This window comes from Rhizobium sp. NZLR8, from assembly GCF_019685025.1.
In the GTDB taxonomy this organism is placed as follows: Bacteria; Pseudomonadota; Alphaproteobacteria; order Rhizobiales; family Rhizobiaceae; genus Rhizobium.
In genome coordinates this window covers 266,398-289,544 of the sequence record NZ_JABDVY010000004.1, presented here as the reverse complement: position 1 = coordinate 289,544, position 23,147 = coordinate 266,398, and the positions used below count along the sequence as shown (strand labels likewise).

Below are 23,147 nucleotides of genomic sequence, written 5' to 3'. Positions count from 1 at the left end.
TCAGATGTGCAAAGGACGCTGTAGAACTTTAAAATTGCTGCATAATTTCATCCTTAAATCGATTCCGATTTAAGGAATTATGCAGCAGGCTGGGTATGCGGCAAGTCAAAGCGGCTGTCCAGTTAAGATTGGCAGAAGATTTCATTCCCCCTTTGTTATAGGCCGGTAGCCATACACAAAGTCCGCCGTCTCCGGCGCCTCAGACGATCGGCGGGTTGAGCCGCGCGAAACCCTCTTGCCGCCGATAGGGGAAATAGGGATAGGGCACTGTTACAGCGCTGACGGCGTCGAGCCTTTCGATCTGATCCTTGGACAGGCTCCAGCCGACCGAACCGAGGTTTTGCCTGAGTTGCTCCTCGTTGCGGGCGCCAATGATGACGCTCGATACCGTCGGCCGGCTGAGCAGCCAGTTGATGGCGATCTGCGGCACCGTCCGGCCGGTCTCGGCTGCGATGGCGTCCAGCACATCGATGATGTCGAACAGTTTCTCGTCGTCGACCGGCGGGCCATACTGCGCCGTCTCGTGCAGCCGGCTTGACGCCGGCAGCGGTTGGCCGCGGCGGATCTTGCCGGTCAACCGTCCCCAGGCAAGCGGGCTCCAGACGAGGGCTCCAACGCCCTGGTCGGCGCCGAGCGGCATCAGCTCCCATTCGTAATCGCGGCCCGCCAGCGAATAATAGACCTGATGGGCGACATAACGCGGATGGCCGTGGCGCTCGGCGACGGCAAGCGATTTCATCAGCTCCCAGCCAGAAAAATTCGAAACCCCGACATAGCGGATCTTGCCCGATGCCACGAGCCCGTCGAGCGTCGACAACACCTCCTCGACCGGCGTCGAGGCATCGAAGGCGTGAAGCTGCAGGAGGTCGATATAGTCGGTCCCGAGCCGGCGCAACGCATCTTCCGTCGCACGGATCAGCCGCGCCCGCGACGTTCCCCAGTCCTGCGGCCCGTCGCCCGTTGGCAGCGCCGTCTTCGTCGAGATCAGCACAGCGTCGCGCCGGCCGCGAATCGCCTGGCCGAGCACCTCTTCGGAAGCGCCGGCCGAATAGACATCGGCCGTGTCGAAGAGATTGACGCCGGCTTCGAGGCAGATATCGACGAGCCTTCGCGCCTCCTCCGCATCGGTATTGCCCCAGGCGCCGAACAGCGGCCCGCTGCCGCCGAATGTGCCCGCGCCAAAGCTCAACACCGGCACTCTGAGGCCGGATGCGCCGAGATTTCTGTAGTCCATGAATCTGTCTCCTTCGTTTCCTGTAGGATAGACCTTGGCCGTTTGGTGATATAGATTGCATTCCAGCAAATCATCTGTGACTTGAATTCATCATGAGCCGTCAGGACATTAACCGCTCCGGCGAAATGGAAGTCTTCGTCAGTGTCGTCGAGCGCGGCGGCTTTTCCGCGGCCGCCATGGCCCGCCGCATGACGCCGTCGGCCGTCAGCAAGCTCGTCGCCCGGCTGGAGGCACGCCTCGGCGCCCGCCTTGTCAATCGTTCGACCCGCAAGCTGCAACTGACGCCCGAGGGCTGCGCCTTTTATGAGCGCAGCATCGCCATCCTTGCAGATATCGGCGAGGCGGAACGCCATGCTTCGACCGGCGAGGAAGCCGCCGGCCGCATCCGCATTAACACCAGCGGCTCGTTCGGCTATCATGTGCTGGCGCCGCTGGTTCCAGCCTTCATGGCGCTTCATCCCGCCGTGACGCTGGATATTTCCCATACCGACAGGATTGTCGACCTGATGGAGGAACGCGCCGACGTCGCGATCCGCGCCGGCCCCTTGAAGAACTCCAGCCTGATCGCCCGCAAGCTCGGCGCCACCGGCAAGATCATCGTTGCCTCGGCGGATTATCTCGGGCATCACGGCGAGCCACGCACGGTCACCGATCTCCACCGCCACTGCCGCATCGGCTTTTCCTACGTCCGCGCCGTCGAGGGCTGGCCGCTACGCGAAGGAGGCGAGACGGTAACTGTCCCGATCATGCCGGGCGTACAGGTGGGAGACGGCGAAGCCATGCGGCATCTGGCGCTATCCGGCGCCGGCCTCGCCAGACTTGCCGCCTTCACCGTGCGCGCCGATATCGATGCCGGCCGGCTGGTGCCGGTGCTCGAAAACCTCAATCCCGGCGATCGCGAGGAATTCCACGCTCTCTATATCGGTCAAGGCGGCCCGCTGCCGGCACGCGTGCGCGCGCTGCTCGATTTTCTCGCCAGCCACGTGCGTCTCTGATGCATCGCGGCCAAACCGTTCAGCAGTTCGCGACGACGACGCGCATAAAAACAATGGCTTGACGCGGCCGGATGAATCAATTTCGCAGTCCAGGACGCCGATAAAGCCCGATTTCGCAATTGACCGTCCGCCTCGCACCCGCCTATACCGGACCGCGCTAGGCGGTCTTTGCCACCGGCCGCTCTTTGCCATGCCGGGACATCCTCCCACCTTCAGCCTCAGGGCTTGGCACCGGCCAGGAAAGATACGGGGAACATGTCACCCAGCGACGCAAGCCGCCTGCTGCGCGATACCGGCCTGCCGAAATGGGCGCTGCTGCTGGCGCTTTCGCTCGCTTTCACCGTCTTCCTCGAACTCTTCGCCCTGCCTGCCTCGCTGCTGATCGGGCCGATGGTCGCAGCGATCTTGCTGGCGCTCGCCGTCGGCAAGGGAAAGCTTCATGTGCCCTTCTGGCCGCTGCAGCTCGGCCAGGTCCTCGTCGGCCTCATGATGGCGCGCACCATTACGCCAGACATTCTCGGCACCATGGCAAAGGACGCACCGCTCTTTCTGCTGTTCATCTTCTCGGTCATCGCCATCGCCACCAGCCTCGGTTGGCTTCTGACACGCTGGCAGGTCCTGCCGGGAACGACTGCCGTCTGGGGCTCCTCGCCGGGCGGCGCGTCCGCCATGGTCATCATGTCGGAGGCGTATGGCGCCGACGCCCGCCTCGTCGCCTTTATGCAATATCTGCGCGTCGTCTTCGTCGCCGTCGGCGCCTCTGTGATCTCGCGCCTGTGGGTGGCGGCCGACGGTGCCGAGCCGCCGCCGCTCGTCCTCTTCCCCGAAGTCGACTGGCCGGCCTTTGCGGCGACGTTAGCTTTTGCGGCCTTTTGTACCTATGGCGTAAAACGTCTGCGCATCCAGGGCGGCACGATCATCGTGCCGCTCTTTCTCGGCGCCTTTCTGCAGGGCTCGGGCCTCCTGAAGATCGAGCTGCCGATGTGGCTGCTTGCCATCGCCTATGCGCTCGTCGGCTGGAGCATCGGCCTGCGTTTCACCCGTTCGATCATCAACCACGTGGCGCGCGCCCTGCCGCGGGTATCGGCCTGCATCCTCCTGCTGATGGCGCTCTGCGGCTGCATGGCGGCTGCCCTTCATATTTTCGCCGGCATCGATCCGCTGACGGCCTATCTCGCCACCAGCCCCGGCGGCGCCGATTCCGTCGCCATTATCGCCGCCTCCAGCGATGTCGACGTGCCCTTCGTCATGGCGATGCAGACCGGCCGTTTCCTGGTGATCCTGATGATCGGCCCGATGCTCGCCCGCTTCATCGCCCGCCGTTCAGGCCTTGCGGAAAACCCCGTGTAAAGCGCCGCGCAGAGTTGTGGACGAGCGTTGCCCACTGGCCAGGCGTCATGCCATAGGCCTTCTTGAAATGCCGGTTGAGATGGCTCTGGTCGGCAAAGCCCGTTGCCGCTGCCGTATCCGAAATCCCCTCGCCTGCGCCGATCATCGCCCGCGCCTGCTGCAGCCGCCGCATCAGCAGGTAGCGATGCGGGCTGGTGGCGAAGGCCGTCCGGAAATGCCGCGACAACGCGAAACGGTCGAGCCCGGTCACCGCCTCGAGTTCACCGGAGCGTACCGGCCGCGTTGCATGCGCCTCGAGATAATCCCGCGCCGCCCGCGCCTGCCGCCAGGCAACGCCGCCGAGCGGCCGGCGCGGCATCGACGCATGCCGGGACAGCCCGCCCGCCACCTGCGACAGGAAATCGTCGACGAAAAGCTCATCCAGTTCGCGGTCGAGTTCGCTGAGAGCGGCGAGCAGCACACCCGCCAGCCCCGGATCGCCGATGACGGGTTCGTCGACGAAAGGCAGGCCGACCCCATCCGCCTCCAGGCATTCGAGAAGCAACGACGGCTCCAGGTAGAGCATACGGTATTGCAGCCCGTCCTCGGTCCCTGCCCCGCCGTCATGCTCCTCGTCCGGATGCAGCACGATCACCTGCCCCGGCAGGCTGAAACGTTGCTCACCGCGATAGCGGAAGGTCTGCACCCCCTTCAGCGTCACGCCGAGCGCATAGGTGTCGTGACGGTGCGGCTCGAAGGCATTGCCTGAGAATTGCGCCCCGATGCGCTCGATGCCGGGAAAAGCCGGCGCCGCCAGGATGGCGTTGCCGGATGGTCCTGCGCACAAACGTTCAAGACCTTCGAAGGCCTGCGGATGTAGATCCTGGCTCAATGGGCCCGATACTCCATGACCGATACAGAGGTAACTGTCCGATGTTTGATACCAAAATTGCCGTCGTCCTGCGAAACAATCTTGCCGGCTGGCAGAAGCTGAACGTCACCGCCTTCCTGATGACCGGCATCGCCGGCGGGCATCCCGAGATCATTGGCGAGCCCTACAAGGACCGTGCCGGCAATCTCTACAATCCACTATCGATCCAGCCGATCATTGTTCTCTCCGCTGACGAGGCGACGATGTCAGCCGTCCACCGCCGTGCGCTGGAGCGCGATATCACCGCCTCGCTGTTCATCGAGGAAATGTTTGCGACCGGCCACGACGCGGCCAACCGCGCCGTCTTCGCCGAGTTTGCGCCCAACGATGCCAAGGTGGTCGGCATCGCAATACGGGCCGAAAAGAAGATCGTCGACAAGATCACCAAGGGCGCGACGATGCAGCAATAACAAAACGGCCGGGCATGGCCCGGCCGCTTCAAAGACTAAAAAAATCCCACTCAGCCCTGGGTGATCGGCGCGATCTGGATTTCGACGCGGCGGTTCTGGGCGCGGCCGGCCTCGCTCGCATTGGAAGCGACCGGCTGCGAAGGGCCGAAGCCGACGGCTGACACGCGGCGCTGGTCGATTCCCTGGCCGCCGAGGTAATCGGCAACCGAAAGCGCGCGGCGCTGCGACAGGTCCTGATTGTGTTGCAGGCTGCCGGTCGAATCCGTATGGCCATTGACGTCGATCAGCGTGCGATTGAATTTGCGCAGCACGATCGCCACCGAATTCAGCGTCGGATAGAAGCCCGGCTTCACCGCGTCCTGGTCGACGTCGAAGGTGATGTTCGACGGCATGTTGAGGATGATGTTGTCGCCGTTGCGGGTCACCGAAATGCCGGTGCCTTCGAGCTGGGCGCGAAGCTCGGATTCCTGCTGGTCCATGTAATTGCCGATCGCGCCGCCGGCGAGTGCGCCGACGCCGGCGCCGATCAGCGCCGCGTTGCGCTTGCCGTGGCCGCCGCCACCGACAGCCACGCCGACGAGAGCGCCCCCGAGGGCGCCAAGCGCCGCGCCGCCCGCCGTATTGGAAACCTTCTGTTCACCGGTATAGGGATCGGTCGTCGTGCAAGCGCTGAGATAGCTTGCTGCAACAGCCAGAAGTAGGAATTTCTTGATCATGGACAGGTCGGTCTCCGTTCAAAGCTGATGCGAGCAAATGGCAAGGATTGCGGCAAGAAAATGAAGATGTGCTGTTGATAAGGGAATTTCAGTCGCCGAAACAGGCGCCATGTTGCGGGAATGCGCTGATATCACCGGTTTTGACAGATAGTGTGCAGCGGTTCCGGGATAACGACATACATAAAAACAAAGACTTAAAGCGCGAGAAGCGAATCCGAAGGATCGCGACGCGCTTTAGGGGCCGTCTCGAACCACGAGGATGGCGGGCTGGGCGATCGCTTAGAAATTCTGGAACAACTGCCTTACCGTATCATAAGTGGCATTTGCGATATTCAGCGATTGCAAGCCGAGCTGCTGCTGCGTCTGAAGCGCCTTGAGCTTGCTGGACTCCTCCTCCATGTCGGCATCGACGAGGCGGCCGATGCCGGCGGTGTTGTTATCGTGCAGTTTGGTGGCAAAGTCGTTCTGCAGGTTGATGCGTTTTTCCAGCGCGCCGAAGGCCGAACCGACCGTCGTCAGCTGCGTCAGCGCCGCATCGACAACGCTGATCATCTGCCCGATCTGGCCTTTCGTCATACCTGTTGCCACCGAGATCACCACCTGGCCGGCCGTGGTGCCGTTCTTGCTCGTCATCAACACGTAGTTCTGTGCGGCGCCGAGTTCGGTGGCGAAATTGGACGAGGTCAGCACGCCATATTCACCAGAACCGGTGGCACGGTCGTCGATCAGATAGCGCGCATCCTTGGAGGTCGTGGCTCCGACCGGCGTCGTGTCGATATGATAGCTCAGCATGCCGACGGAGACCGTCCCGTCGGCATTGCGGATGAAGGAGGCCGGAATCTGGCGCGGCTGCGTCGGCGTCGCGTCGTTGTTGAGGATCACCCAATTGTCGCTGTTGAAGGTTGCTGATTCAGAAACACTGCGCAGTTGCTCCTGCAACTGCTTGATCTCTTCATCGACCTTGTTCTTGTCGATGCCGTCTTCGGTTGCGGCAACCAGCTTGGCTTTGATCTCGGAGACGACGTCGATGACGTTCTGGACGCCGGTATAGGCTGTGCCCATCGTCGCAGCCGCCATGCCGAGCGCATCCTGGATCGCCGAAACCGCCTTGTTGTCAGTGCGCGCGGTGGTGGCGACCGACCAGTAGACGGCATTGTCGGCGGCTTTTGCGACACGCATGCCGGTCGTGATGTGGTTCTGCGTGACCGTCATATTCCGGTTGATATCGCGCAGCACATGAAGCGCCGCGTCCACGGAGACGCGCTGATAAATACTCACGGGAACTAAACTCCAAAACGCAAAACAGACGCAAACGACACAAGAAATGAACCGTTGCCGCGCGGACATTCATGTCCGGGGTCGCTGGAACTCCAGCGAATTGCAGCCTTCAAGAAATGAAGAAGACCAGCCGGTTACTGGTAACGATAATTGCCGTTTATGCTTAACAAACGGCTAAACTTCGGAAGTAATTTATCTTATTTCGTAAGGTTCATAGCCCATAAAAATGCCGTCAGACGGGATCCGGCGGCGCTTAAGTCGGATGTGAACTTTACTCGGCGGCCTGAAGCTGCTCCTCGGCGGATGCTGCGCGCGGCCGGGTGGCGACCGCCATCTCCTCGTGTAGCCGCGCTTCTTCATGAGCGTGCGGCTTGGCGAAGCGGGCAAGCAGCAGGTAGGCGACCGGCGTGATGAACAGCGTCACCAGCGTCGCAAAGCCGAGACCACCGACGATCACCCAGCCGAGCGCGACGCGCGCTTCGGCGCCCGCGCCATGGGCAAAGACCAGCGGCACGCCGCCGAGGATGGTGGCGATCATCGTCATCATGACAGGGCGGAGGCGCAACGCGCACGCCTTCTCAATCGACGAGCGCACGTCCTCGCCCCGGTCACGCAGCTGATTGGCGAATTCGACGATCAGAATGCCGTTCTTCGCCATGACGCCGACGAGCAGCACCAGGCCGATCTGGCTGTAGATGTTGAGGCTGGAGCCGGTGATAACAAGCGCGAACACGGCGCAGGCAAGGCCGAGCGGTACCGTCGACATGATGATCAGCGAGGAGAGCACGCTTTCGAACTGCGCCGCCAGCACCAGGAAGATGATGACGATGGCAAAGCCGAAGGTCAGTGCCATGCCATTTGAATTCTCTTCCAGCGTCGCGGCTTCGGCGAGCGGCAGTAGGCGTGCGCCAGCCGGCAGCAACGGCTGCGCAAGCTGCGTCACCTGCTTGACCGCATCGCCGAGCGACATGCCGTTTCTGAGGCCGGCAGTGATCGCGACCGAGGCGAGCTGCTGCTCGCGGTTGAGCTGCGGCGCGACCGAACCTTCCTTCATCGTGGCGATCACCGACATCGGCACGATCTTGCCGTCGCCGGTTTTCAGGAACACGTTCTCTAGGTCGGTCGGATCGTCAATCGGCCGCGTCGTCGACGTCAGAAGCACGGGGTAGGATTCGCCATCGACGAAGACGTCGACCACCGAGCGCCCTTCGAGCAGCGACTGGATCGCCGTCGAAAGCCCGGTTATGTCGATGCCGAGATCGGAAGCGCGCTCGCGGTCGATCGCCACCGACACCTGCGCCTGGCTGGGCTCGTTGGTCAGGCGCGGCGTATCGTACTGGCCGGTGGCGTCGAGTGCCTGGACCAGCTTGGCGGCCGCCGCCGTCAGCGCCTCGTGATCATTGCCGATCAACGCCATCTGCAAGCCGCTGCCGGCGCCGCGGATGCGCAGGCTGTTGGAGGAGATGGCGTTGCCGCGCAGGGCCGGCACCCTTGATGCCGCCTGGTTGATGTCTGCGACGATTTCCGCCTGCGTCCGATGGCGCTCCCCCCAGGGAGCGAGCGTCAACACCATGAAGCCGCTGTTCAGCGAACCACCCTGGCCGGAGATCGAGAAGACGTTGCGGATGTCGCCTTTATCGACCAGCGGCTGCAGATATTCCTCGACGAGCTGCATCTTGTCGCGCGTATATTCGAGGCTCGATCCCTGCGGCGTCGTCAGCCGCATCATCACCATCGACCGGTCCTCTTCGGGTGTCAGCTCGCTCTTGACTGTGGAAAAGGCGACGAGTGCCGCGCCGGCGAGGATTACCGAAAACAGGATGACGACGAAGGGGGCGTTGAGGCAGCCGTGCAGCGCCCATTTGTAGAGGCGGGCAAGCGCCCCGCCGAAACGGCCGAGCGCGCCGTGATCCTCGATCATCGGCTTGGTCAGCATGCGCGAGGCAAGCATCGGGCAGAGCGTCAGCGCCACGATCGACGACAGCCCGACGGAGAAGGCGAGCACAAAGCCGAATTCACGGAAGAGGCCGCCGACCTGTCCCGGCAAGAAGGATAGCGGTATGAACACAGCCGCGAGAGTCGCGGTCGTGGCGATAACGGCGAAGAACACCTCGCGTGTTCCAAGCACGGCCGCCGCGCGCGGCCCCATGCCTTCAGCGCGCCGGCGCACGATGTTTTCGAGCACCACGATCGCGTCGTCGACGACGAGGCCGGTTGCCAGCACGATCGCGAGCAGCGTCAGAATGTTGATCGAGAAGCCGACCATATAGATCGCCGCCAGCGTGCCGATCAGCGCCACCGGCATGCTGACCGCCGGGATCAGCGTCGCGCGCCAGTCGCGCAGGAAGAGATAGATAACGGCGGTGACGATAACGGCGGCGAGCACCAGCGCCAGCACCACCTCATGGATCGCACCCTGGATGAAGACGGCGTCATCGCTGGTGATCGCGATCGTCGTGCCCTCCGGCAGCGTCTTCGACAGCTGCTCGACGGCGGCCTTGACGCCGGTCGAGATATTCAGCGTGTTCGACTGTGCCTGGCGGATGATGCCGAGGCCGATGCCCGGCTTGCCGTTGGAGCGCAGCGCCGTTTCGCCGTCGCGTGGTCCGAGCGTCACCGTCGCGACATCGCCAAGCCTGACACGGTCCTGCAGCATAACCTTGGAAAAATCTGCCGGCGTCTGCAGGTTGGCGGTGGCGCGCACCACGATATCCTGCGTATTGCTCTTCAGCGATCCCGCCGGCACGTCGAGTGCAGCGTTGTCGAGCGACTTCGTCAGATCGCCGATGGTCAGTCCCCGGCTCGCCAGCGCGCCCTGGTCGACATCGACGCGGAAAACCTTCTCCTGGTCGCCATATTCCTCAACGTCGGCGACGCCGTCGACAGATGCGAGGCGGTCGATCACCTCGTTTTCGACGAGTTGTGTCAGGTCGTCCATGTTGAGCTTGGTGGAGGTAACGGCAAGGCGCATGATCGCCGAGGAATCCGAATCCGCCTTGACGATCTGCGGCGCATCCGCTTCATCGGGCAGGTTCTGGGTGATGCGGCCGATTGCGTCGCGCACGTCGTTGGCGGCGACCGCGAGATCGATCGCATCCGAGAATTCGAGCGTCACCCGGCTCTGGCCGAAGGAAGAGGTCGAGGAGATCGATTTCAGGCCGCTGACGCGCGCGACAGCACCCTCGATCACCTTGGTCAGTTCCTGATCGATCGTCTGCGGCGATGCGCCGTCGAAGGTGGTGCGCACGGTGACGACGGGACGGTCGACATCCGGCAGCTCGCGCACCTCGACGCCGACATAGGCCGCAAGGCCGGCGACGACCATCAGTGTGTTGAACACCAGCGCCAGGATCGGCCGGCGAACGAAAAGCGCGGTGAAGCTCTGCTTGCCCGAGGCCCTGTCCTGGTGAATCTCGGTCACACTCATTGCGTGGCGACCTCCGCACTCGCGGCGACATCGGCGGAAACGCGCACCGCCCCGCCTTCACGCACGCGCTGCAGCCCCTGTGTCACGATCTTGTCGCCGTCCTTGAGATCGGCTTTGACGAGCACGAAATCCGGGTTGCGCTGTACAACGCTGACCCGCACCTTGTGCGATTTGTCGTCGTTGACCAGCCAGACGAAAGACCCTTGAGAATCCCATTGCACGGACTGCGGATCGACCGCCGGATATTTGTCACCGGGGAATTTCATGCTGACGCTGAAGGACATGCCGGCGCGCAGCTCGTCGGAAGAGTTGTCGATGCGGGCGCGCAGTCGAAGCGTACGGCTTGCCGCGTCGATGCGGTTGTCGACGGCCTCGACCATACCCGAAAATACCTGTCCGGCTTTTGCCACCGACATCGCCTCGACCGGCTGACCGAGCGATACCGTGTTGGCGAAGCGCTCCGGCACCCAGAAGTCGACGAGAATTTCCGACCGGTCGTCGAGCGTGACGATCGGGATGCTCGTCGTGACGTTGTCGCCGATGTTGACCGGTAAGATACCGACGATGCCGTCGATCGGCGCGGTAATGTTGCGCCGTGCGAGATTGAGTTCGGCGGCCTGCAGCTGCAGCCGCGCGCCCTGCTCGGCGATCTCGGAATCGAACACGTCCATGCGCGACACGCTGGACTTGATGTTATGATAGAGATTGGATTTCTCGACGGCGGCCTTGACCGCCACATCGGCCTGGCCGCGGGCGATCACCTGCTCCTCGCTGTCGAGTTTGGCAAGCACCTGGCCGGCCTTCACCCTGTCGCCCGACTTGATGAGGATTTCGCGGATCGTGCCCGATGCCTGCGGCGTGACCGCGACCGAGCGGATCGCATCCCCCGTGCCGATAGCGTTCAGCCGGTCGTTGACGACGCCCTGGACGACCGCCTGCGTCGCGACGAGAATGGCGCCATTGCGCCCGCCGCCATTGCGGCGGTTCTGCCCCTGTCCTTGGCCCTGTCCCTCGCCACGCTGCTGGCCTTGCGCCCGGGCGGGGGCGTCGGCATCCGCCGTCTCCTCAGCCTTCGGCGCGATCTTGGAAATGATGCTCTCTGGAATACCCGCATCGCGCATCGTATCGCCGGCGCCGGGCACAAGGAAAACCCACGCGGCAAAGCCGGCAACAATGACGATGAGAGACAGTATAAATTGCTTCCAAAAGGCCATTCACGTCTCCGGAGGGACTCGAGGTTAGACCAGGGTCGGTCGAAAGAGGCGCTGCGGGATCCAGATCCCGTCTGATGCGACAATATCGCGCGTTTGCAGCTTACCGGCAAGCATAAGCAGCCGGCATTACCGATTTGTAATATCAGCAAAGAATGGAAATAACCCGGCCGCTCACTTTTGCTTGAACGAACACTCGCCATGTCTTTGACGCCGCCGATTGGCGGGCGAAATACCGCAGCCAATCTCCGACGATGCGGGTCGGATGTCTATCGGCGCATCGACCATCGCAGGCCCATGACGGCCGCAATTCCCAGTATCGGCCACACCGCCCAGAACTGCCCCGTCCAGCTCAAGAGGTTGATGCCGGCAATGCCGAGCGCCACGATCGCCAGCGAGGTGATCTTCCGGTTGAACAGGGTCTGGTTGCGATTCCAGGCGAACGCCGCGACGACGGCGAGCGCAAGCACCGGAAAGTGCGCCCAGAAAACGCCCTGCCACGATAAAAGATTGATGCCGATCAGCACAGCTGCGATGACGCCGAGCACCCCGAACAGCCTGCGTCTGCCAGGTAGCGGGCTTGCATCAGTGATTTCAGCCGCCGGCTGCGGCCGCGCGGGGCCTGGTCGTTGGGGAGGCGGCGTCTCGTCATTGACATCGCCGATCTTCACCGCGTAGCTCGGCACGCCTTCATCGACGTTCTTCACCATCAGTGGCCCGAGAAACTCAAAACCGACCGCGACCTTGTTGCGTACCTGGTCGTAAACGGTGCTTGATATGACGATGCCGCCGGCCGAAGCCGAGGCCTGCAGCCGCGCGGCGATGTTGACGCCGTCGCCATAGATGTCGTCGTCTTCGACGATCACATCGCCGAGATTGATGCCGATGCGAAACAGCATGCGTCCGTCTTCCGGGCGGCGGGCGTTGAAACCGGCAAGTTCGTTCTGCGTATCGACGGCCGCGCGCACCGCCTCGACCACGCTTGGGAAATCGGCGATCAGCCCGTCACCCCAGGTATTGATGACGCGGCCGCCATGGCTTTCGATCAGGCGCCCCATCGCCTCCCGGCAGCGCTTCAGGCTCGCAAGCGTCCCCTCCTCGTCAGCCCCCATCAGCCGCGTGTAGTCCTGCACGTCAGCGCAGAAGATCGTCGTCAGCTTGCGCCGCGTTTCACTCATGGTCTCTCGTCTCCGCGCTATCCGCCCCCGGCCACAGAACGATATGGGCGGTTGCAGTGGCGGTAGATTACGAAGCCTTTGCGTTTGTTGCCATCGATAATTGTTGATTGTCGACCCACATCACCTCCAACCGCGCCGCGTCGACCACACCTCACCCGATGTCCGCCATAAGACGGGCTTCCGAGGTTCGTGACAAAATTGCCAGCATTGAAAAGCCAGAGGATTTGCGATGGCGGCTTTCGGCCCGAGCAGCCGTCATCGCCATGATGGCCGTCATGCGTCACCGCGCCAACGCCATGCCGCCGCAAAAACGATGCGACATTTAAGACCGGCAATTGATCCGCTGGTCGATCCAGGAAATCCGCCGGATTGCGCCCGCCTCGCGCGACGGCGAATTGAGCCTTCGAGCCTTCCTGCGTCATCACGTGGTCGCTTTGGCGACGGGCCACCCAGCCGCCGCGAGGCAAGCTCGCGTCACATCCAAAATGCAACTATATGTTAGGAACTGCCCGTCGCCCCGACTCCGTTTTGGTCGGCCGGAGCGACTGGTTCGTCACTGCGGATTGGCGCTCTTCTGGAAGGCATCGTCAATCATCTTGTTGAGGCCGCCCCTGATCCGGTCGAGATCGAGGTTCTTCCTGAACTCCTCCCGCTGCTTGATGCTATCGAGCGTGGATTCCATGACGTTTGCCGGATTGAACGACGGCGGGAACGACCGAGGCGGAAACTCCTTGAAGGTAGCCACGAACTCGAACACCTCCTCCATCATCCCGTAGGCGGAACCGACGTGGTTGAGCTGCCAGTCCCAGAAGGTATTGGATGTGATATCCGCGCGCTCGAAAGGGTCCTGGAACAGGTTGAATATCTTCTGCAGGCGCAGCGTCGTGAACGGTTCCGCCCACAGGCCCATCGTTCCTTCCTTGCGCTGCTCGGAGAAGACATATTTGTAGTCGCCTTGGCGCATCGCCACGAGCAAACCGTCGTCGTCGGAGTAGAAGAACGACTTTCGGACACTCTTCGCGCCATTGTTGTTTGCGGCACTTCCCTTGGCCGCCTTCAGGAAGGTGGACTGGTCGTAGCCGTCGAGGTGCACCTTGTATTCGATCCCGTTGGCGGTGTAGCCGGCCTTCAACTTGCCGACGATATCAGGTTCGCCGGCGATCGCGCACAGCGTCGGTATCCAGTCGTTGTGGCTCATCAACTCGTTGGTGACTGTGCCTGGCTCGATGACGCCGGGCCAGCGCACGAAGCAAGGCACGCGGAAGGCGCCTTCCCAATTGGTGTTCTTCTCCGAACGGAAGTATGTCATCGCCGCATCCGGCCAAGTGTTCATATGCGGACCGTTGTCGCTCGTGTAGAGGACGATGGTATTATTCGCGATTCCCATATCGTCGAGCGATTTGAGCAACGTACCGACCGTGTCGTCGTGCTCCATCATGCCGTCGATGTATTCGCTGTCGCCGTGCGTGTAGCGGCCACGATGACCTTCGCGGACATGGGTCCTCAAATGCATGCGGGTTGCATTGAACCAGCAGAAGAACGGCTTGCCCGCGGACTGCTGCCGCTTCATGTAGTCGATGGCGGCGGCCGACGTCTCGTCGTCGATGGTCTCCATGCGCTTCTTGGTGAGCGCGCCCGTGTCCTCGATCGTCTGCTTGCCGATCTTGCCGAAACGCGGGTCCATAGTTTTGTCGTCCACCTCCGTCGCATTGCAGCGCAGAACGCCGCGCGGCCCGTACTTCGCAAGGTAGGCGGGGTCTTTTGGGTAATCGGGCAGCTCCGGCTCTTCCTCCGCATTGAGGTGATAGAGATTGCCGAAGAATTCGTCGAAGCCGTTCACGGTCGGCAGCGACTCGTTGCGATCGCCGACATGGTTCTTGCCGAACTGACCCGTGGCGTAGCCGAGGTTCTTCAGGAGACCGCCGATCGACGGGTCGAGCTGGCTCATGCCCATCGGCGCACCGGGGAAGCCGACCTTGCTGAGGCCGGTTCGGATGATGTGCTGTCCGGTGAGGAATGCCGAGCGGCCGGCGGTGCAGGACTGTTCGGCGTAGTAGTGCTGAAACTTCAGACCGTCCCTCGCGATGCTGTCGAGGTTAGGGGTCTCGTATCCCATCAGTCCGTTCGAATAGGCGCTGATGTTGGCGACGCCGACGTCGTCGCCAAAGATGATGAGAATGTTAGGCTTGCTTCCTGAAGGCGCGGGCTGCGTCTGGGCCCGGGCGGGCGACGCGGCCGGCACCGCCAGAGCGGCGGCCGTGAGTGCGCTTCCCGCCAGCAGCAGGTCTCGCCGGCTCATGCCGTTATGGTGCTTGTGTTCGGAAAGGTCGTCTTCAGACATGTTGACTGGCTCCCGTAGGTCCGGTTGGGCACGACGCCTTCGGTCAACGGCCCGGGCCTCCCACGCCCATTCGTGGAACGCAATGCGGTCGTCGCTCGTGCCGCTGAGGGCTCGGCATTCCAGCCCCAACGCCGGCAAGCTGACACCACGAGGAAGTTGTGCAAGTACGTAACGGTAAATGACTGCGTAACATCGCGCGCCGCAGGCATGGTCGGTTACTCCAGCGACGACGTCATTTACCGTAACGTACTTCCAGTTTACGCCGCTTCCGCGCGAAGCTACCCTCTCCAACATCGGAGGCGACGACGGCTTTGGCATTCGACACCGAAAACGAAACCCCGGCAGCGCCTGACGGAATGATCTTGATTCCCGGCCGGATCTTCACGATGGGATCGAACGACCACTATCCCGAGGAGGCGCCCGCCCATCCCGTGGAGGTCGACGGCTTCTGGATCCATGAGACGCCCGTCACGAACAGGCAGTTCACGGAGTTCGTCAAGGCAACGGGCCATGTTACGATGGCGGAGAAGGCGCCTGATCCGAAAGACTATCCGGGAGCACTTCCGAACATGCTGAGAGCCGGATCGCTCGTCTTCACGCAGCCGAAGTCGGTCAGCGGTCCGGATATTGCGCAGTGGTGGAGCTTCAAATTCGGCGCGACCTGGCGGCGTCCTCTCGGAGGCCTCAGCGATCTGCGTGGAAAGCTCGACCATCCGGTCGTGCATGTCGCCTGGTCGGATGCGAACGCCTACGCCGACTGGGCCGGTCTCAGCCTGCCGACCGAGGCCGAATGGGAGCTTGCCGCCCGCGGCGCGATCGAGGACGCCGAGTATGCCTGGGGCGATCACATCATGCCCGGCGACATCGTCATGGCCAACACCTGGGCCGGCACCTTTCCGACGCATTCGACGAAGCCGAAAGGCACCGAGCGAACGAGCGCGGTCAAGACCTATCCGCCGAACGGCTACGGCCTCTACGATATGATCGGCAACGTCTGGGAATGGACCGACGACTACTGGTCGACGCGACATCCGGAACCGGCAAAGCACTCCTGCTGTATCCCGAGCAATCCACGCGGCGCCGGTGCCGAAGGGAGTTACGATCCCCGCCAGCCGGAGATCAGGATTCCACGCCGCGTGCTGAAAGGCGGCTCGCATCTCTGCGCTCCGAACTACTGCCGGCGATACCGTCCCGCCGCCCGCCATGCCGAGCCGGAGGACACTTCCACCAGTCATGTGGGGTTCCGATGCGTGAAGAGAGCGGCCAGGGAGAAATCAGATGAGAATTCGTTTACAAGCCACTGATACAATTATCACTTCCATCGTCGCCTGGATCGTCCTCATGCTGATCGGCGCCTTTCCTGTGCTGGCGCAAGAGATCCTTCCATCATGGAGCGACACCGTCGCCAAGACCAGGATCGTGGGATTCGTCAAGGCGACCACGACCGAAGGCGGCGACGGATACGTCGCTCCGCAGGACAGGATCGCGGTCTTCGACAACGACGGCACTCTCTGGTCGGAGCAGCCCTTTTATTTCCAGCTCGGCTTCATGCTCGACCGGGTGAAAACACTGGCACCGAAGCATCCGGAATGGAAGACGAAAGAGCCGTTCAAGAGCATTCTCGAAGGCGATCTCAAGGGGATCGCCAAGGGCGGCGAGAAGGGCATCGTCGAGCTGGGAATGGCGACGCATGCCGGCATGACCACCGACCAGTTCGCCAAGATCGTGACCGACTGGTTCGCCACGGCCAAGCATCCGAAGACGGGCAGGCCGTATGACGAGATGACGTTCCTGCCGATGCGGGAGCTGCTCGACTACCTCAGGGACAATGCCTTCAAGACCTATATCGTCTCCGGCGGCGGCGTCGAGTTCATGCGCCCGATCACCGAAAAGGCCTACGGCATCCCGCCCGAGCAGGTCGTCGGCAGCACGATTGCGACCGAATATGCTGTCGTGGGCGACGTCCCTGTGTTGAAGCGGCTGCCGAAGATCGACTTCGTCGACGACGGTCCCGGCAAGCCTGCCGGCATCAACAAGTTCATCGGCCGGAAGCCGATCTTTGTCGCCGGGAACTCCGATGGCGATTACGAGATGCTGCGTTGGGTCACAGCGGCGAAGGGACCTGCCTTTGCGATGATCGTGCATCACACCGACGCGGAGCGGGAATACGCCTACGACCGGAAGTCCGAGTTCGGGAAGCTCGACAAAGCCCTCGACGAGGCCGAGCGGCGAAACTGGCTGGTGGTGGACATGAAGGCGGACTGGAAGAAGGTCTACGGCTTCGAGAACTAGAGCGCCGCGTGTCCAGTAAGACGAAGGACGCCCTACAGCGCCGCGCGTCTTTTCAGACGCGCAAAGGACGCTGTAGCACTTTGAATTGCTGCATAATTTCGTCCTCAAATCGATTCCGATTTTCGGGGTTATACGTTGGCGTTCCCACGAGCGGCCGACATCGCCGCCTCTATTGCGCGGCGATGGTCGTCGGCTTGGTGATCGACAAGGGGACGGCGATCGTCAGGAAGACGGCGTCGCCCTCTGCCCGATTCTCCGCTGCGAATTCGTGGAAATACTTCAGTCGGGTCGAGACGGGCACCTCGCCTGCCTTGAAGGTCCATCCAATCGTCGCGCCGATGGCAGCCACCCTGCCCTTGAACGGTCCCGGCGCGCCGTCGCCGGAGTCTCCCGTCACCTGATCGTAGTAATAGCCGACAAGACCGGCGTCGAACTCGGGACTGAAGTGCTGGACGGCCGCCCATTCGAAATGGAACTCGTTGCCTGTCCGGTAGTCGGTGGCCGGGTTCTCGGCGTTGAAGGTCATGCCGATGACACCCGAGAGATCGAATCCCGTAGTCGGGTCGAGCCAGGTCGTCGCGGCAAACACATCGGCGCCCCAGTGGTGGAAGGCAATATTGGAAATCTCGCCGTCCTGGTAGTCGCCGATCGGGATGTTGATCATGGTGCCGACCTGCCAGTGGAAGTTTCCCTGCTCCCATCCCAGGAAAGCACTGACCAGTGGATCTCCAATCGTGAAGACATCGTCGGAGACGGAACCGGTAGCGCTTCCGCCCCGTGGACCGGCAAGCGTGACGTCGGCGTCGGCGTTCTTCCAGCCAAGCGGAAGCGTGGCGCTGAGGCCCAAATGGCCTCCCGCGATATCCTCGGGAAGGATCCAGATGACCGTCGGGATTTCGATGGCCGCCTGTCCTTCGACGCCGACGGCGAGGCGTCCGCCCGTCGGCAGGGCCGTGCCGCCGCCGAGGTCACCGGAATAGTAGTAGAAGTCGCTCTGGAAATAGACGCCTGGAGGCGGCGTGATCGCCGCAGCCGGACCCTTCGATCCGAGCAGGTAGAAGCCCGCTCCGCCCTCTGCGGCGAAGACCGCCGATGGAAGAGCGACGGCCGCCCCCGCCAAAAGAACCGTCGTCGCCTTCGAATATCGTTGCATGTCGCTCTCCAGATGACTCCTGTCCGGCGCAGCTTCGCAAAGACCGCTTCGAGGACAAGTACGTTACGGTAATCGGCCGTAACTTGCGTTTAATCCGCCACGGCAACGCCGCGGCTGGTGAACGAAGCGCCCGCCTTCGTCAGCCCGGCTTCCAGCGACGCCGTGATCGACGGCTTCACCCCCCGCGCCTCCAGCTTCCTGAAAAGATCGCTCTCGAAGCCGGGGCTGGAGGCCCTCAGATCGGCAAGCCTCCCCTTCGCCTGGTCTGATCCAAGCTCGCCGAGGGAGGCGGCCCTGATCGCCCGGACGAGATCGTCTCCGAAGTTGATCTGCTCGGCGAGCAGCGACGCCTCCGACCAGTCGTTGCTCCGGTAGGCGTCGAGCGCCAGCACCAACTGCGCATCGCGGGGCAGGGAATCGACCGATCTCCCCGCGTCCTGGGCAAGCGAACTGCCGGCCTCCCAGAAGCCCGAGAAGTAGAGTACCAGTGCGAGCTTGGCGCTGACCTCCGGGTTGTTGGGATTGAGCGCGAGCGCGCGGTTGCCTGCACCGATCGCCGCCTCCGTCCTTCCCGAAAAAAAGTGCGCGGCCATGAGCGCCATCTGCGCCCGGTCGGACAGTGGGGCGAGAGACACGGCACGGTTCGCCAGCGCGATCGCTCGCCGCATGATCGCGGGATCGGTTGCGGCGCCTGCCGGAGCAAGCAGCAGACGCGACAATGTCGCCATGGCGTCGGTGTCCAGCGGGTCGGCGGCGATGGTGCGGCCGAGGCAGTCCGCCATCTGCGCCATGTCGCCGCTCCCCCCCTCGTCGACGAGATATTCCGCCCGCAGCACGCAGGCATTGCCGAGCGACGCTGAGGACGTCTCATGGAGCTCGATATTGTTGATCACACCACGCGTGGCGGCGAACCGCCTCGCCAGGATCGCGACCAGTTCGGCCCTCGCCGCGACCGGCGTTCTTCCATCCGCCTCCACCCGTTCGATCCCCGACCGCAGGACGTCCTGCGCCCGGCCGTCAAGGACCTGCCACCATACCATTCGTTCGTCGCCGTCCGAGTAGTACTTCATCTCCACACGGTAAACGCCGAGCCTTGAAGATGGCGGCGGCGGAGCCGAAGCGGAAACGGTCAGTGTCTGGAAGCGCGTCAGGGCAGTGAGGAGCAAGTCGCGCGTCTGGCTCGCCTCCCCCCTCAGGTCGTCGTCGGCCGCCTGAATGGAGATGGCGACGACAGGCTGTTGTGTGAACACGGGCTGCCGGCCGTAGAGGGTCGCTCCGGCACCGGCCGCGACGATCGCGCCGGCTATCGCAAAAAGAGCCGCGCGCGCAGACATCCGGAAACCATGGGCCGGTGACGAGCCCGACGTCAGCTCGGGCTCTTCTGCAGCGATCTCCTCCCCACGTTCCAGGTCGCCCACCTCGGCGGGGAGGAATACGCGGTTGAAGTCGGCGACGTACCGTCCCTTTGGGAGGCCGATGACCACATCGCCTTCGACGCCGAAGGCCTCGTAGTAGTTGGAGACCGCCGAGCGCAGCCGACTCATCTCGATGCGCACGATGGGATCGGTGGATGGATCAAAGCCGCTTGGCCTGCCCAGGACGTCTATGGCGATAGCGTAGGCTTTGGTGCTGTCGTCGCAGCCGGCGATCTGTTTTTCGGCAAGATAGATGAGGATCGCCTTCTGACGCTCCGTGGCGTGGAACCTGACGTCGGCGATCAGCCTTCCGAGTTCCGCCTCGGCATCCGCTGTCGTAACCTTGACCGTGTCTGCATCCCTTACTTCAGCACTCATGACCGCCCCTCGCGTTGGTCCAAGCTAAAGTATTCCGGAAGCATTTATCGTCCGGATGCCCTGTAGTTGCAACAGAATATTCTTATTAAACCAAGGATGTTTAGCGTTGGGCGACCGGCGCCCTGTTTCGACACGCTACGGATGATCGAGACAATACCTGATCACGTCGGCTTCGATCTCGGAACAGATCGCCTCGTATTCGCGCACCATAGCCGGGTCGCTGCGGAACTCGTCCTTCAGCAGTCGGTCGAGCGTCGTCGCCGCATCGTGGTAGGCCTCGAAGAGACTTCCGAGCGAATTCGACTTGCGGCCGAGGATCTGGAGCTGTCCGCGCAACGAAGGGAGCTTCAACATGAGCCGCCAAAGCCCCTGTTGTTCGATCGGTATCGGCTTGCCATCTCCCGGCCTGGTGCTCATCGGCTCATGCCGCTCTCCATTCGACCCGTCTGTCGATTAGAGGCGGAACTTGAACTCATGGGAAGTACGTTACGGTAAAACCGGACGCCGCTTTCCAGATTCGGTGCGGTTGCACACATCTGCGCCGTCCCGATCCGCCGCCGGTAGCAGGCGATCGGCGATGTTCTGAATTTACTGTAACGTACTCCCTCGTTGATCGAAGTCGTGCTGAGCTTCTCGGACAGCGCTGCCGGAGCCGCCAGCATGAAGAAGTTTGCATCACTTGTTGCTGCCATTGGATCCCTGCTCGCAGGTGGCGCCTCCGGCCAGGAGCATTAAGAGGTCAACGAGGCCAACAATCAGCTGACGCCCAAGGTCACGATCAACTTCCAGGATTATTACATTCCGAGCTTCATCGGCACGCCTGGATACCCTGAGGCGAACCAATTGCTGTTGCGCGGCCTGATCCCCCCTGACATGTGGGGCCGGCCTCAACTCATCAGATTCACTCTTCCCGTCGCAGCCGCGCCCAACGGTAAGCAGCGCGCCGCTCCCACCTTGACTGAATTCCTGTTGTCGATGCCGACGATTGCAACCGTGATAGACGCGGCAACTATCGCGAAGACGGCACGGATATTTGAAAACACCTCTCGCCGCACTCGAGCACCACCGCCGGCCAAAGAGTGACACTGCGGACATCGGTGGCCGCAGCCAATAACTGGCGAAGATAAGTTTCCTCAATCTGCTCTCCGCCTCAGTTCTGGCCAGGCGCTGCTGTTGTGATCTGTTCCATCGCGTCACTGACAGTGAAGCTTGCCGCTTTGGCGCGCGGTGGGAACTCCTTGAAGCTTTCCAACCATTGTCCGACGATGACCTGCGCTGGCACGAACGCGAAAGCACGGCGTGCCTGCCAGTCTCCATAGTAGATACTTGTGGTGGCTCGTTCGAACGGATCGGAACGCAGATTGTACAGCATGGGAACGCGCAGCTTGGTGAATTGACCCTGCCAGACACCCAACGGTGTTTCTGTATTGATTGCGACGTTCTGCTCAAGGAACGCAATTTTCCAATTGCCGACGCGGATTGCCATCAGATCGCCGTCGTCGCTCCAGTAGGGAAAGCCCTCGCGCGGTGATGCAGCCACCTCGCCTTTAAGAAAAGGCATGAGGTTGCGGCCGTCGAGATGGACCTTGAAGTCCCGTCCGCCGAGTGCATAGCCTTTCAGCAACTTCCCCACGATGTCGTTATCTCCGGCCGCTGCAGCGAAGGTTGGGATGAAGTCCTCATGCGCGCAGATGTCGTTGATGATCGTGCCGGGCTTGATTACGCCGGGCCAGCGGATAAGGCAGGGAACGCGGAACGCACCTTCCCAGTTGGTGGCCTTCTCGCCCTTGAACGGCGTCGCTCCACCATCAGGCCAGGTAAAAACTTCGGCTCCGTTGTCCGTCGTATAAACGACGATCGTTTCCTCCGTGACGCCGAGGTCGTCGAGTAACTGCAGGAGTTGACCAACGTGGCCGTCAGTTTCGACCATGCCGTCCGGATAGACACCCAGACCCGTCTTGCCCTGAGATTCCTTTTTCAGATGGGTGAAGATGTGCATGCGGGTGGTGTTGAAATAGCAGAACCATGGTGATCCGCTCTGGTGTTTGCGATTGATGAAATCCTTGGCGGCGGATAGGAACTCTTCGTCGATAGTCTCCATGCGCTTGACGTCGAGCGGACCGGTGTTCTCGATTACCTGCTTGCCGACCCTGCCGAATGCAGGGTCAACAGTCGGGTCGTCGGTATCGCTCGATTTGGTTCTCAGAACGCCTCGTGGTCCAAACCGTGCACGAAAGCTTGGGTCCTTCGGGTAGTCCGGATTTTCGGGCTCCTCCTCGGCGTTGAGGTGATAGAGATTCCCAAAGAACTCGTCGAACCCGTGCGCCGTCGGCAGATGTTCGTTGCGATCACCGAGGTGGTTCTTGCCGAACTGGCCGGTGGCGTAGCCAAGCGACTTCAAGACGTTCGCGACCGATGGATCATCGGGTCCAAGCCCGAGTTTTGCGCCGGGACTTCCCACTTTGGTCAGGCCGGTACGGATCGGCGACTGACCAGTGATAAAGGCGGCGCGACCAGCCGTGCAGCTCTGCTGGCCATACCAATCCGTGAACGTCGCTCCCTCTCTACCGATCCTGTCAATATTGGGAGTCCGATAGCCCATCACCCCCATGTTGTAGGCGCTGATGTTGAACCAACCGATATCGTCTCCCATGATCATGAGGATGTTCGGCTTCTTGCCAGCCCCTCCCGGTTGTGCCGATTGCTGCGCGCTCGCGCTTTTCGCTGAAACCAGCGATAGAGTTGCTGCTGTGAGAGCCGTCGTCGCAACAAGAACGTCGCGCCGCGTCAGGCCAGCGCGATCTTCGTGCAAAGAGACATCCTTCAGATCATCTGCCATGAAATTTCTCCGTTGGAACA

At 62.1% G+C, this 23,147-nt stretch carries 19 protein-coding genes; 6 read left to right on the top strand and 13 right to left on the bottom strand.

The window, feature by feature from the left end:
• Nucleotides 1-199 precede the first annotated feature (199 nt).
• Entirely contained in the window at nucleotides 200-1,234 is a 1,035-nt protein-coding gene (locus tag HJB89_RS11840; RefSeq protein ID WP_221132072.1) for an aldo/keto reductase, read from the bottom strand.
• 92 nt (nucleotides 1,235-1,326) lie between these two features.
• On the opposite strand from HJB89_RS11840, the gene HJB89_RS11835 reads away from it, so the two are divergent.
• Together HJB89_RS11835 and HJB89_RS11830 are read left to right on the top strand one after the other, a co-directional pair.
• The gene (locus HJB89_RS11835) at nucleotides 1,327-2,229 is read left to right on the top strand and encodes a LysR family transcriptional regulator (protein ID WP_221132073.1); all 903 of its coding nucleotides are present in this window, start codon (nucleotides 1,327-1,329) and stop codon (nucleotides 2,227-2,229) included.
• A 255-nt stretch (nucleotides 2,230-2,484) separates the two neighbouring features.
• Entirely contained in the window at nucleotides 2,485-3,579 is a 1,095-nt protein-coding gene (locus HJB89_RS11830) for an AbrB family transcriptional regulator (RefSeq protein WP_221149912.1), read from the top strand.
• Here HJB89_RS11830 and HJB89_RS11825 read toward each other — a convergent pair.
• Complete coding sequence (locus tag HJB89_RS11825) at nucleotides 3,539-4,450, bottom strand: AraC family transcriptional regulator (protein ID WP_221149911.1); 912 nt, start codon at nucleotides 4,448-4,450, stop codon at nucleotides 3,539-3,541. The two genes, HJB89_RS11830 and HJB89_RS11825, sit on opposite strands and share 41 nt — an antisense overlap.
• Nucleotides 4,451-4,491: 41 nt before the next feature.
• Between HJB89_RS11825 and HJB89_RS11820 the strand changes: the two genes are divergently transcribed.
• Nucleotides 4,492-4,899: a DUF2000 family protein gene (locus tag HJB89_RS11820; protein ID WP_207581092.1), complete on the top strand. Its 408-nt coding sequence runs from the start codon at nucleotides 4,492-4,494 to the stop codon at nucleotides 4,897-4,899.
• 50 nt (nucleotides 4,900-4,949) lie between these two features.
• On the opposite strand, the gene HJB89_RS11815 is transcribed toward HJB89_RS11820, so the two are convergent.
• The 5 genes from HJB89_RS11815 to HJB89_RS11795 form a co-directional block, all read right to left on the bottom strand.
• On the bottom strand, nucleotides 4,950-5,615 hold the full coding sequence (locus HJB89_RS11815; RefSeq protein ID WP_003564977.1) for an OmpA family protein: 666 nt from the start codon (nucleotides 5,613-5,615) through the stop codon (nucleotides 4,950-4,952).
• A 279-nt stretch (nucleotides 5,616-5,894) separates the two neighbouring features.
• On the bottom strand, nucleotides 5,895-6,893 hold the full coding sequence (locus HJB89_RS11810) for a flagellin (RefSeq protein WP_207581093.1): 999 nt from the start codon (nucleotides 6,891-6,893) through the stop codon (nucleotides 5,895-5,897).
• A 271-nt stretch (nucleotides 6,894-7,164) separates the two neighbouring features.
• Nucleotides 7,165-10,320 (bottom strand): efflux RND transporter permease subunit, encoded by a 3,156-nt coding sequence (locus HJB89_RS11805; RefSeq protein ID WP_221149910.1) that lies wholly within the window; start codon nucleotides 10,318-10,320, stop codon nucleotides 7,165-7,167.
• Nucleotides 10,317-11,534 (bottom strand): efflux RND transporter periplasmic adaptor subunit, encoded by a 1,218-nt coding sequence (locus tag HJB89_RS11800; RefSeq protein WP_221149909.1) that lies wholly within the window; start codon nucleotides 11,532-11,534, stop codon nucleotides 10,317-10,319. The genes HJB89_RS11805 and HJB89_RS11800 overlap by 4 nt, the downstream gene beginning before the upstream one ends.
• 266 nt (nucleotides 11,535-11,800) lie before the next feature.
• Nucleotides 11,801-12,709, bottom strand: coding sequence for an adenylate/guanylate cyclase domain-containing protein (locus HJB89_RS11795; protein ID WP_221115778.1), 909 nt, complete (start codon nucleotides 12,707-12,709; stop codon nucleotides 11,801-11,803).
• A gap of 107 nt (nucleotides 12,710-12,816) precedes the next feature.
• On the opposite strand from HJB89_RS11795, the gene HJB89_RS11790 reads away from it, so the two are divergent.
• A complete protein-coding gene (locus tag HJB89_RS11790) occupies nucleotides 12,817-13,035 on the top strand; it encodes a hypothetical protein (protein ID WP_221115779.1) in 219 nt (72 codons plus the stop codon).
• A 227-nt stretch (nucleotides 13,036-13,262) separates the two neighbouring features.
• Here the strand turns inward: HJB89_RS11790 and HJB89_RS11785 are convergent, their stop codons facing one another.
• Complete coding sequence (locus tag HJB89_RS11785) at nucleotides 13,263-15,050, bottom strand: arylsulfatase (RefSeq protein ID WP_221115878.1); 1,788 nt, start codon at nucleotides 15,048-15,050, stop codon at nucleotides 13,263-13,265.
• Between the two features lie 356 nt (nucleotides 15,051-15,406).
• Here HJB89_RS11785 and HJB89_RS11775 point away from each other — a divergent pair, with 356 nt between their 5' ends.
• On the top strand, nucleotides 15,407-16,354 hold the full coding sequence (locus HJB89_RS11775; protein WP_221132130.1) for a formylglycine-generating enzyme family protein: 948 nt from the start codon (nucleotides 15,407-15,409) through the stop codon (nucleotides 16,352-16,354).
• On the top strand, nucleotides 16,329-17,342 hold the full coding sequence (locus HJB89_RS11770; protein WP_221149908.1) for an HAD family phosphatase: 1,014 nt from the start codon (nucleotides 16,329-16,331) through the stop codon (nucleotides 17,340-17,342). Before HJB89_RS11775 ends, HJB89_RS11770 begins: the two co-directional genes overlap by 26 nt.
• A 169-nt stretch (nucleotides 17,343-17,511) precedes the next feature.
• On the opposite strand, the gene HJB89_RS11765 is transcribed toward HJB89_RS11770, so the two are convergent.
• The 5 genes from HJB89_RS11765 to HJB89_RS11745 form a co-directional block, all read right to left on the bottom strand.
• On the bottom strand, nucleotides 17,512-18,495 hold the full coding sequence (locus HJB89_RS11765) for a transporter (protein WP_221149906.1): 984 nt from the start codon (nucleotides 18,493-18,495) through the stop codon (nucleotides 17,512-17,514).
• An 89-nt stretch (nucleotides 18,496-18,584) separates the two neighbouring features.
• Nucleotides 18,585-20,288, bottom strand: a complete 1,704-nt coding sequence (locus HJB89_RS11760; RefSeq protein WP_221149905.1) for a tetratricopeptide repeat protein — start codon at nucleotides 20,286-20,288, stop codon at nucleotides 18,585-18,587.
• Between the two features lie 135 nt (nucleotides 20,289-20,423).
• Nucleotides 20,424-20,705: a hypothetical protein gene (locus tag HJB89_RS11755; protein ID WP_221132081.1), complete on the bottom strand. Its 282-nt coding sequence runs from the start codon at nucleotides 20,703-20,705 to the stop codon at nucleotides 20,424-20,426.
• Nucleotides 20,702-20,980: a hypothetical protein gene (locus tag HJB89_RS11750; RefSeq protein WP_221149904.1), complete on the bottom strand. Its 279-nt coding sequence runs from the start codon at nucleotides 20,978-20,980 to the stop codon at nucleotides 20,702-20,704. Before HJB89_RS11750 ends, HJB89_RS11755 begins: the two co-directional genes overlap by 4 nt.
• A gap of 458 nt (nucleotides 20,981-21,438) precedes the next feature.
• On the bottom strand, nucleotides 21,439-23,127 hold the full coding sequence (locus tag HJB89_RS11745) for an arylsulfatase (RefSeq protein WP_221132082.1): 1,689 nt from the start codon (nucleotides 23,125-23,127) through the stop codon (nucleotides 21,439-21,441).
• Nucleotides 23,128-23,147: the final 20 nt, after the last annotated feature.

Bases quoted from the DNA above. Each gene is read 5' to 3' on its own strand.
- HJB89_RS11775 (WP_221132130.1), top strand. From the start codon at position 15,407: ATGATCTTGATTCCCGGCCGGATCTTCACGATGGGATCGAACGACCAC.
- HJB89_RS11745 (WP_221132082.1), bottom strand. From the start codon at position 23,127: ATGGCAGATGATCTGAAGGATGTCTCTTTGCACGAAGATCGCGCTGGC.
- HJB89_RS11785 (WP_221115878.1), bottom strand. From the start codon at position 15,050: ATGTCTGAAGACGACCTTTCCGAACACAAGCACCATAACGGCATGAGC.
- HJB89_RS11830 (WP_221149912.1), top strand. From the start codon at position 2,485: ATGTCACCCAGCGACGCAAGCCGCCTGCTGCGCGATACCGGCCTGCCG.
- HJB89_RS11765 (WP_221149906.1), bottom strand. From the start codon at position 18,495: ATGCAACGATATTCGAAGGCGACGACGGTTCTTTTGGCGGGGGCGGCC.
- HJB89_RS11840 (WP_221132072.1), bottom strand. From the start codon at position 1,234: ATGGACTACAGAAATCTCGGCGCATCCGGCCTCAGAGTGCCGGTGTTG.
- HJB89_RS11800 (WP_221149909.1), bottom strand. From the start codon at position 11,534: ATGGCCTTTTGGAAGCAATTTATACTGTCTCTCATCGTCATTGTTGCC.
- HJB89_RS11805 (WP_221149910.1), bottom strand. From the start codon at position 10,320: ATGAGTGTGACCGAGATTCACCAGGACAGGGCCTCGGGCAAGCAGAGC.
- HJB89_RS11835 (WP_221132073.1), top strand. From the start codon at position 1,327: ATGAGCCGTCAGGACATTAACCGCTCCGGCGAAATGGAAGTCTTCGTC.
- HJB89_RS11770 (WP_221149908.1), top strand. From the start codon at position 16,329: ATGAGAATTCGTTTACAAGCCACTGATACAATTATCACTTCCATCGTC.
- HJB89_RS11820 (WP_207581092.1), top strand. From the start codon at position 4,492: ATGTTTGATACCAAAATTGCCGTCGTCCTGCGAAACAATCTTGCCGGC.
- HJB89_RS11760 (WP_221149905.1), bottom strand. From the start codon at position 20,288: ATGAGTGCTGAAGTAAGGGATGCAGACACGGTCAAGGTTACGACAGCG.
- HJB89_RS11795 (WP_221115778.1), bottom strand. From the start codon at position 12,709: ATGAGTGAAACGCGGCGCAAGCTGACGACGATCTTCTGCGCTGACGTG.
- HJB89_RS11815 (WP_003564977.1), bottom strand. From the start codon at position 5,615: ATGATCAAGAAATTCCTACTTCTGGCTGTTGCAGCAAGCTATCTCAGC.
- HJB89_RS11750 (WP_221149904.1), bottom strand. From the start codon at position 20,980: ATGGCAGCAACAAGTGATGCAAACTTCTTCATGCTGGCGGCTCCGGCA.
- HJB89_RS11755 (WP_221132081.1), bottom strand. From the start codon at position 20,705: ATGAGCACCAGGCCGGGAGATGGCAAGCCGATACCGATCGAACAACAG.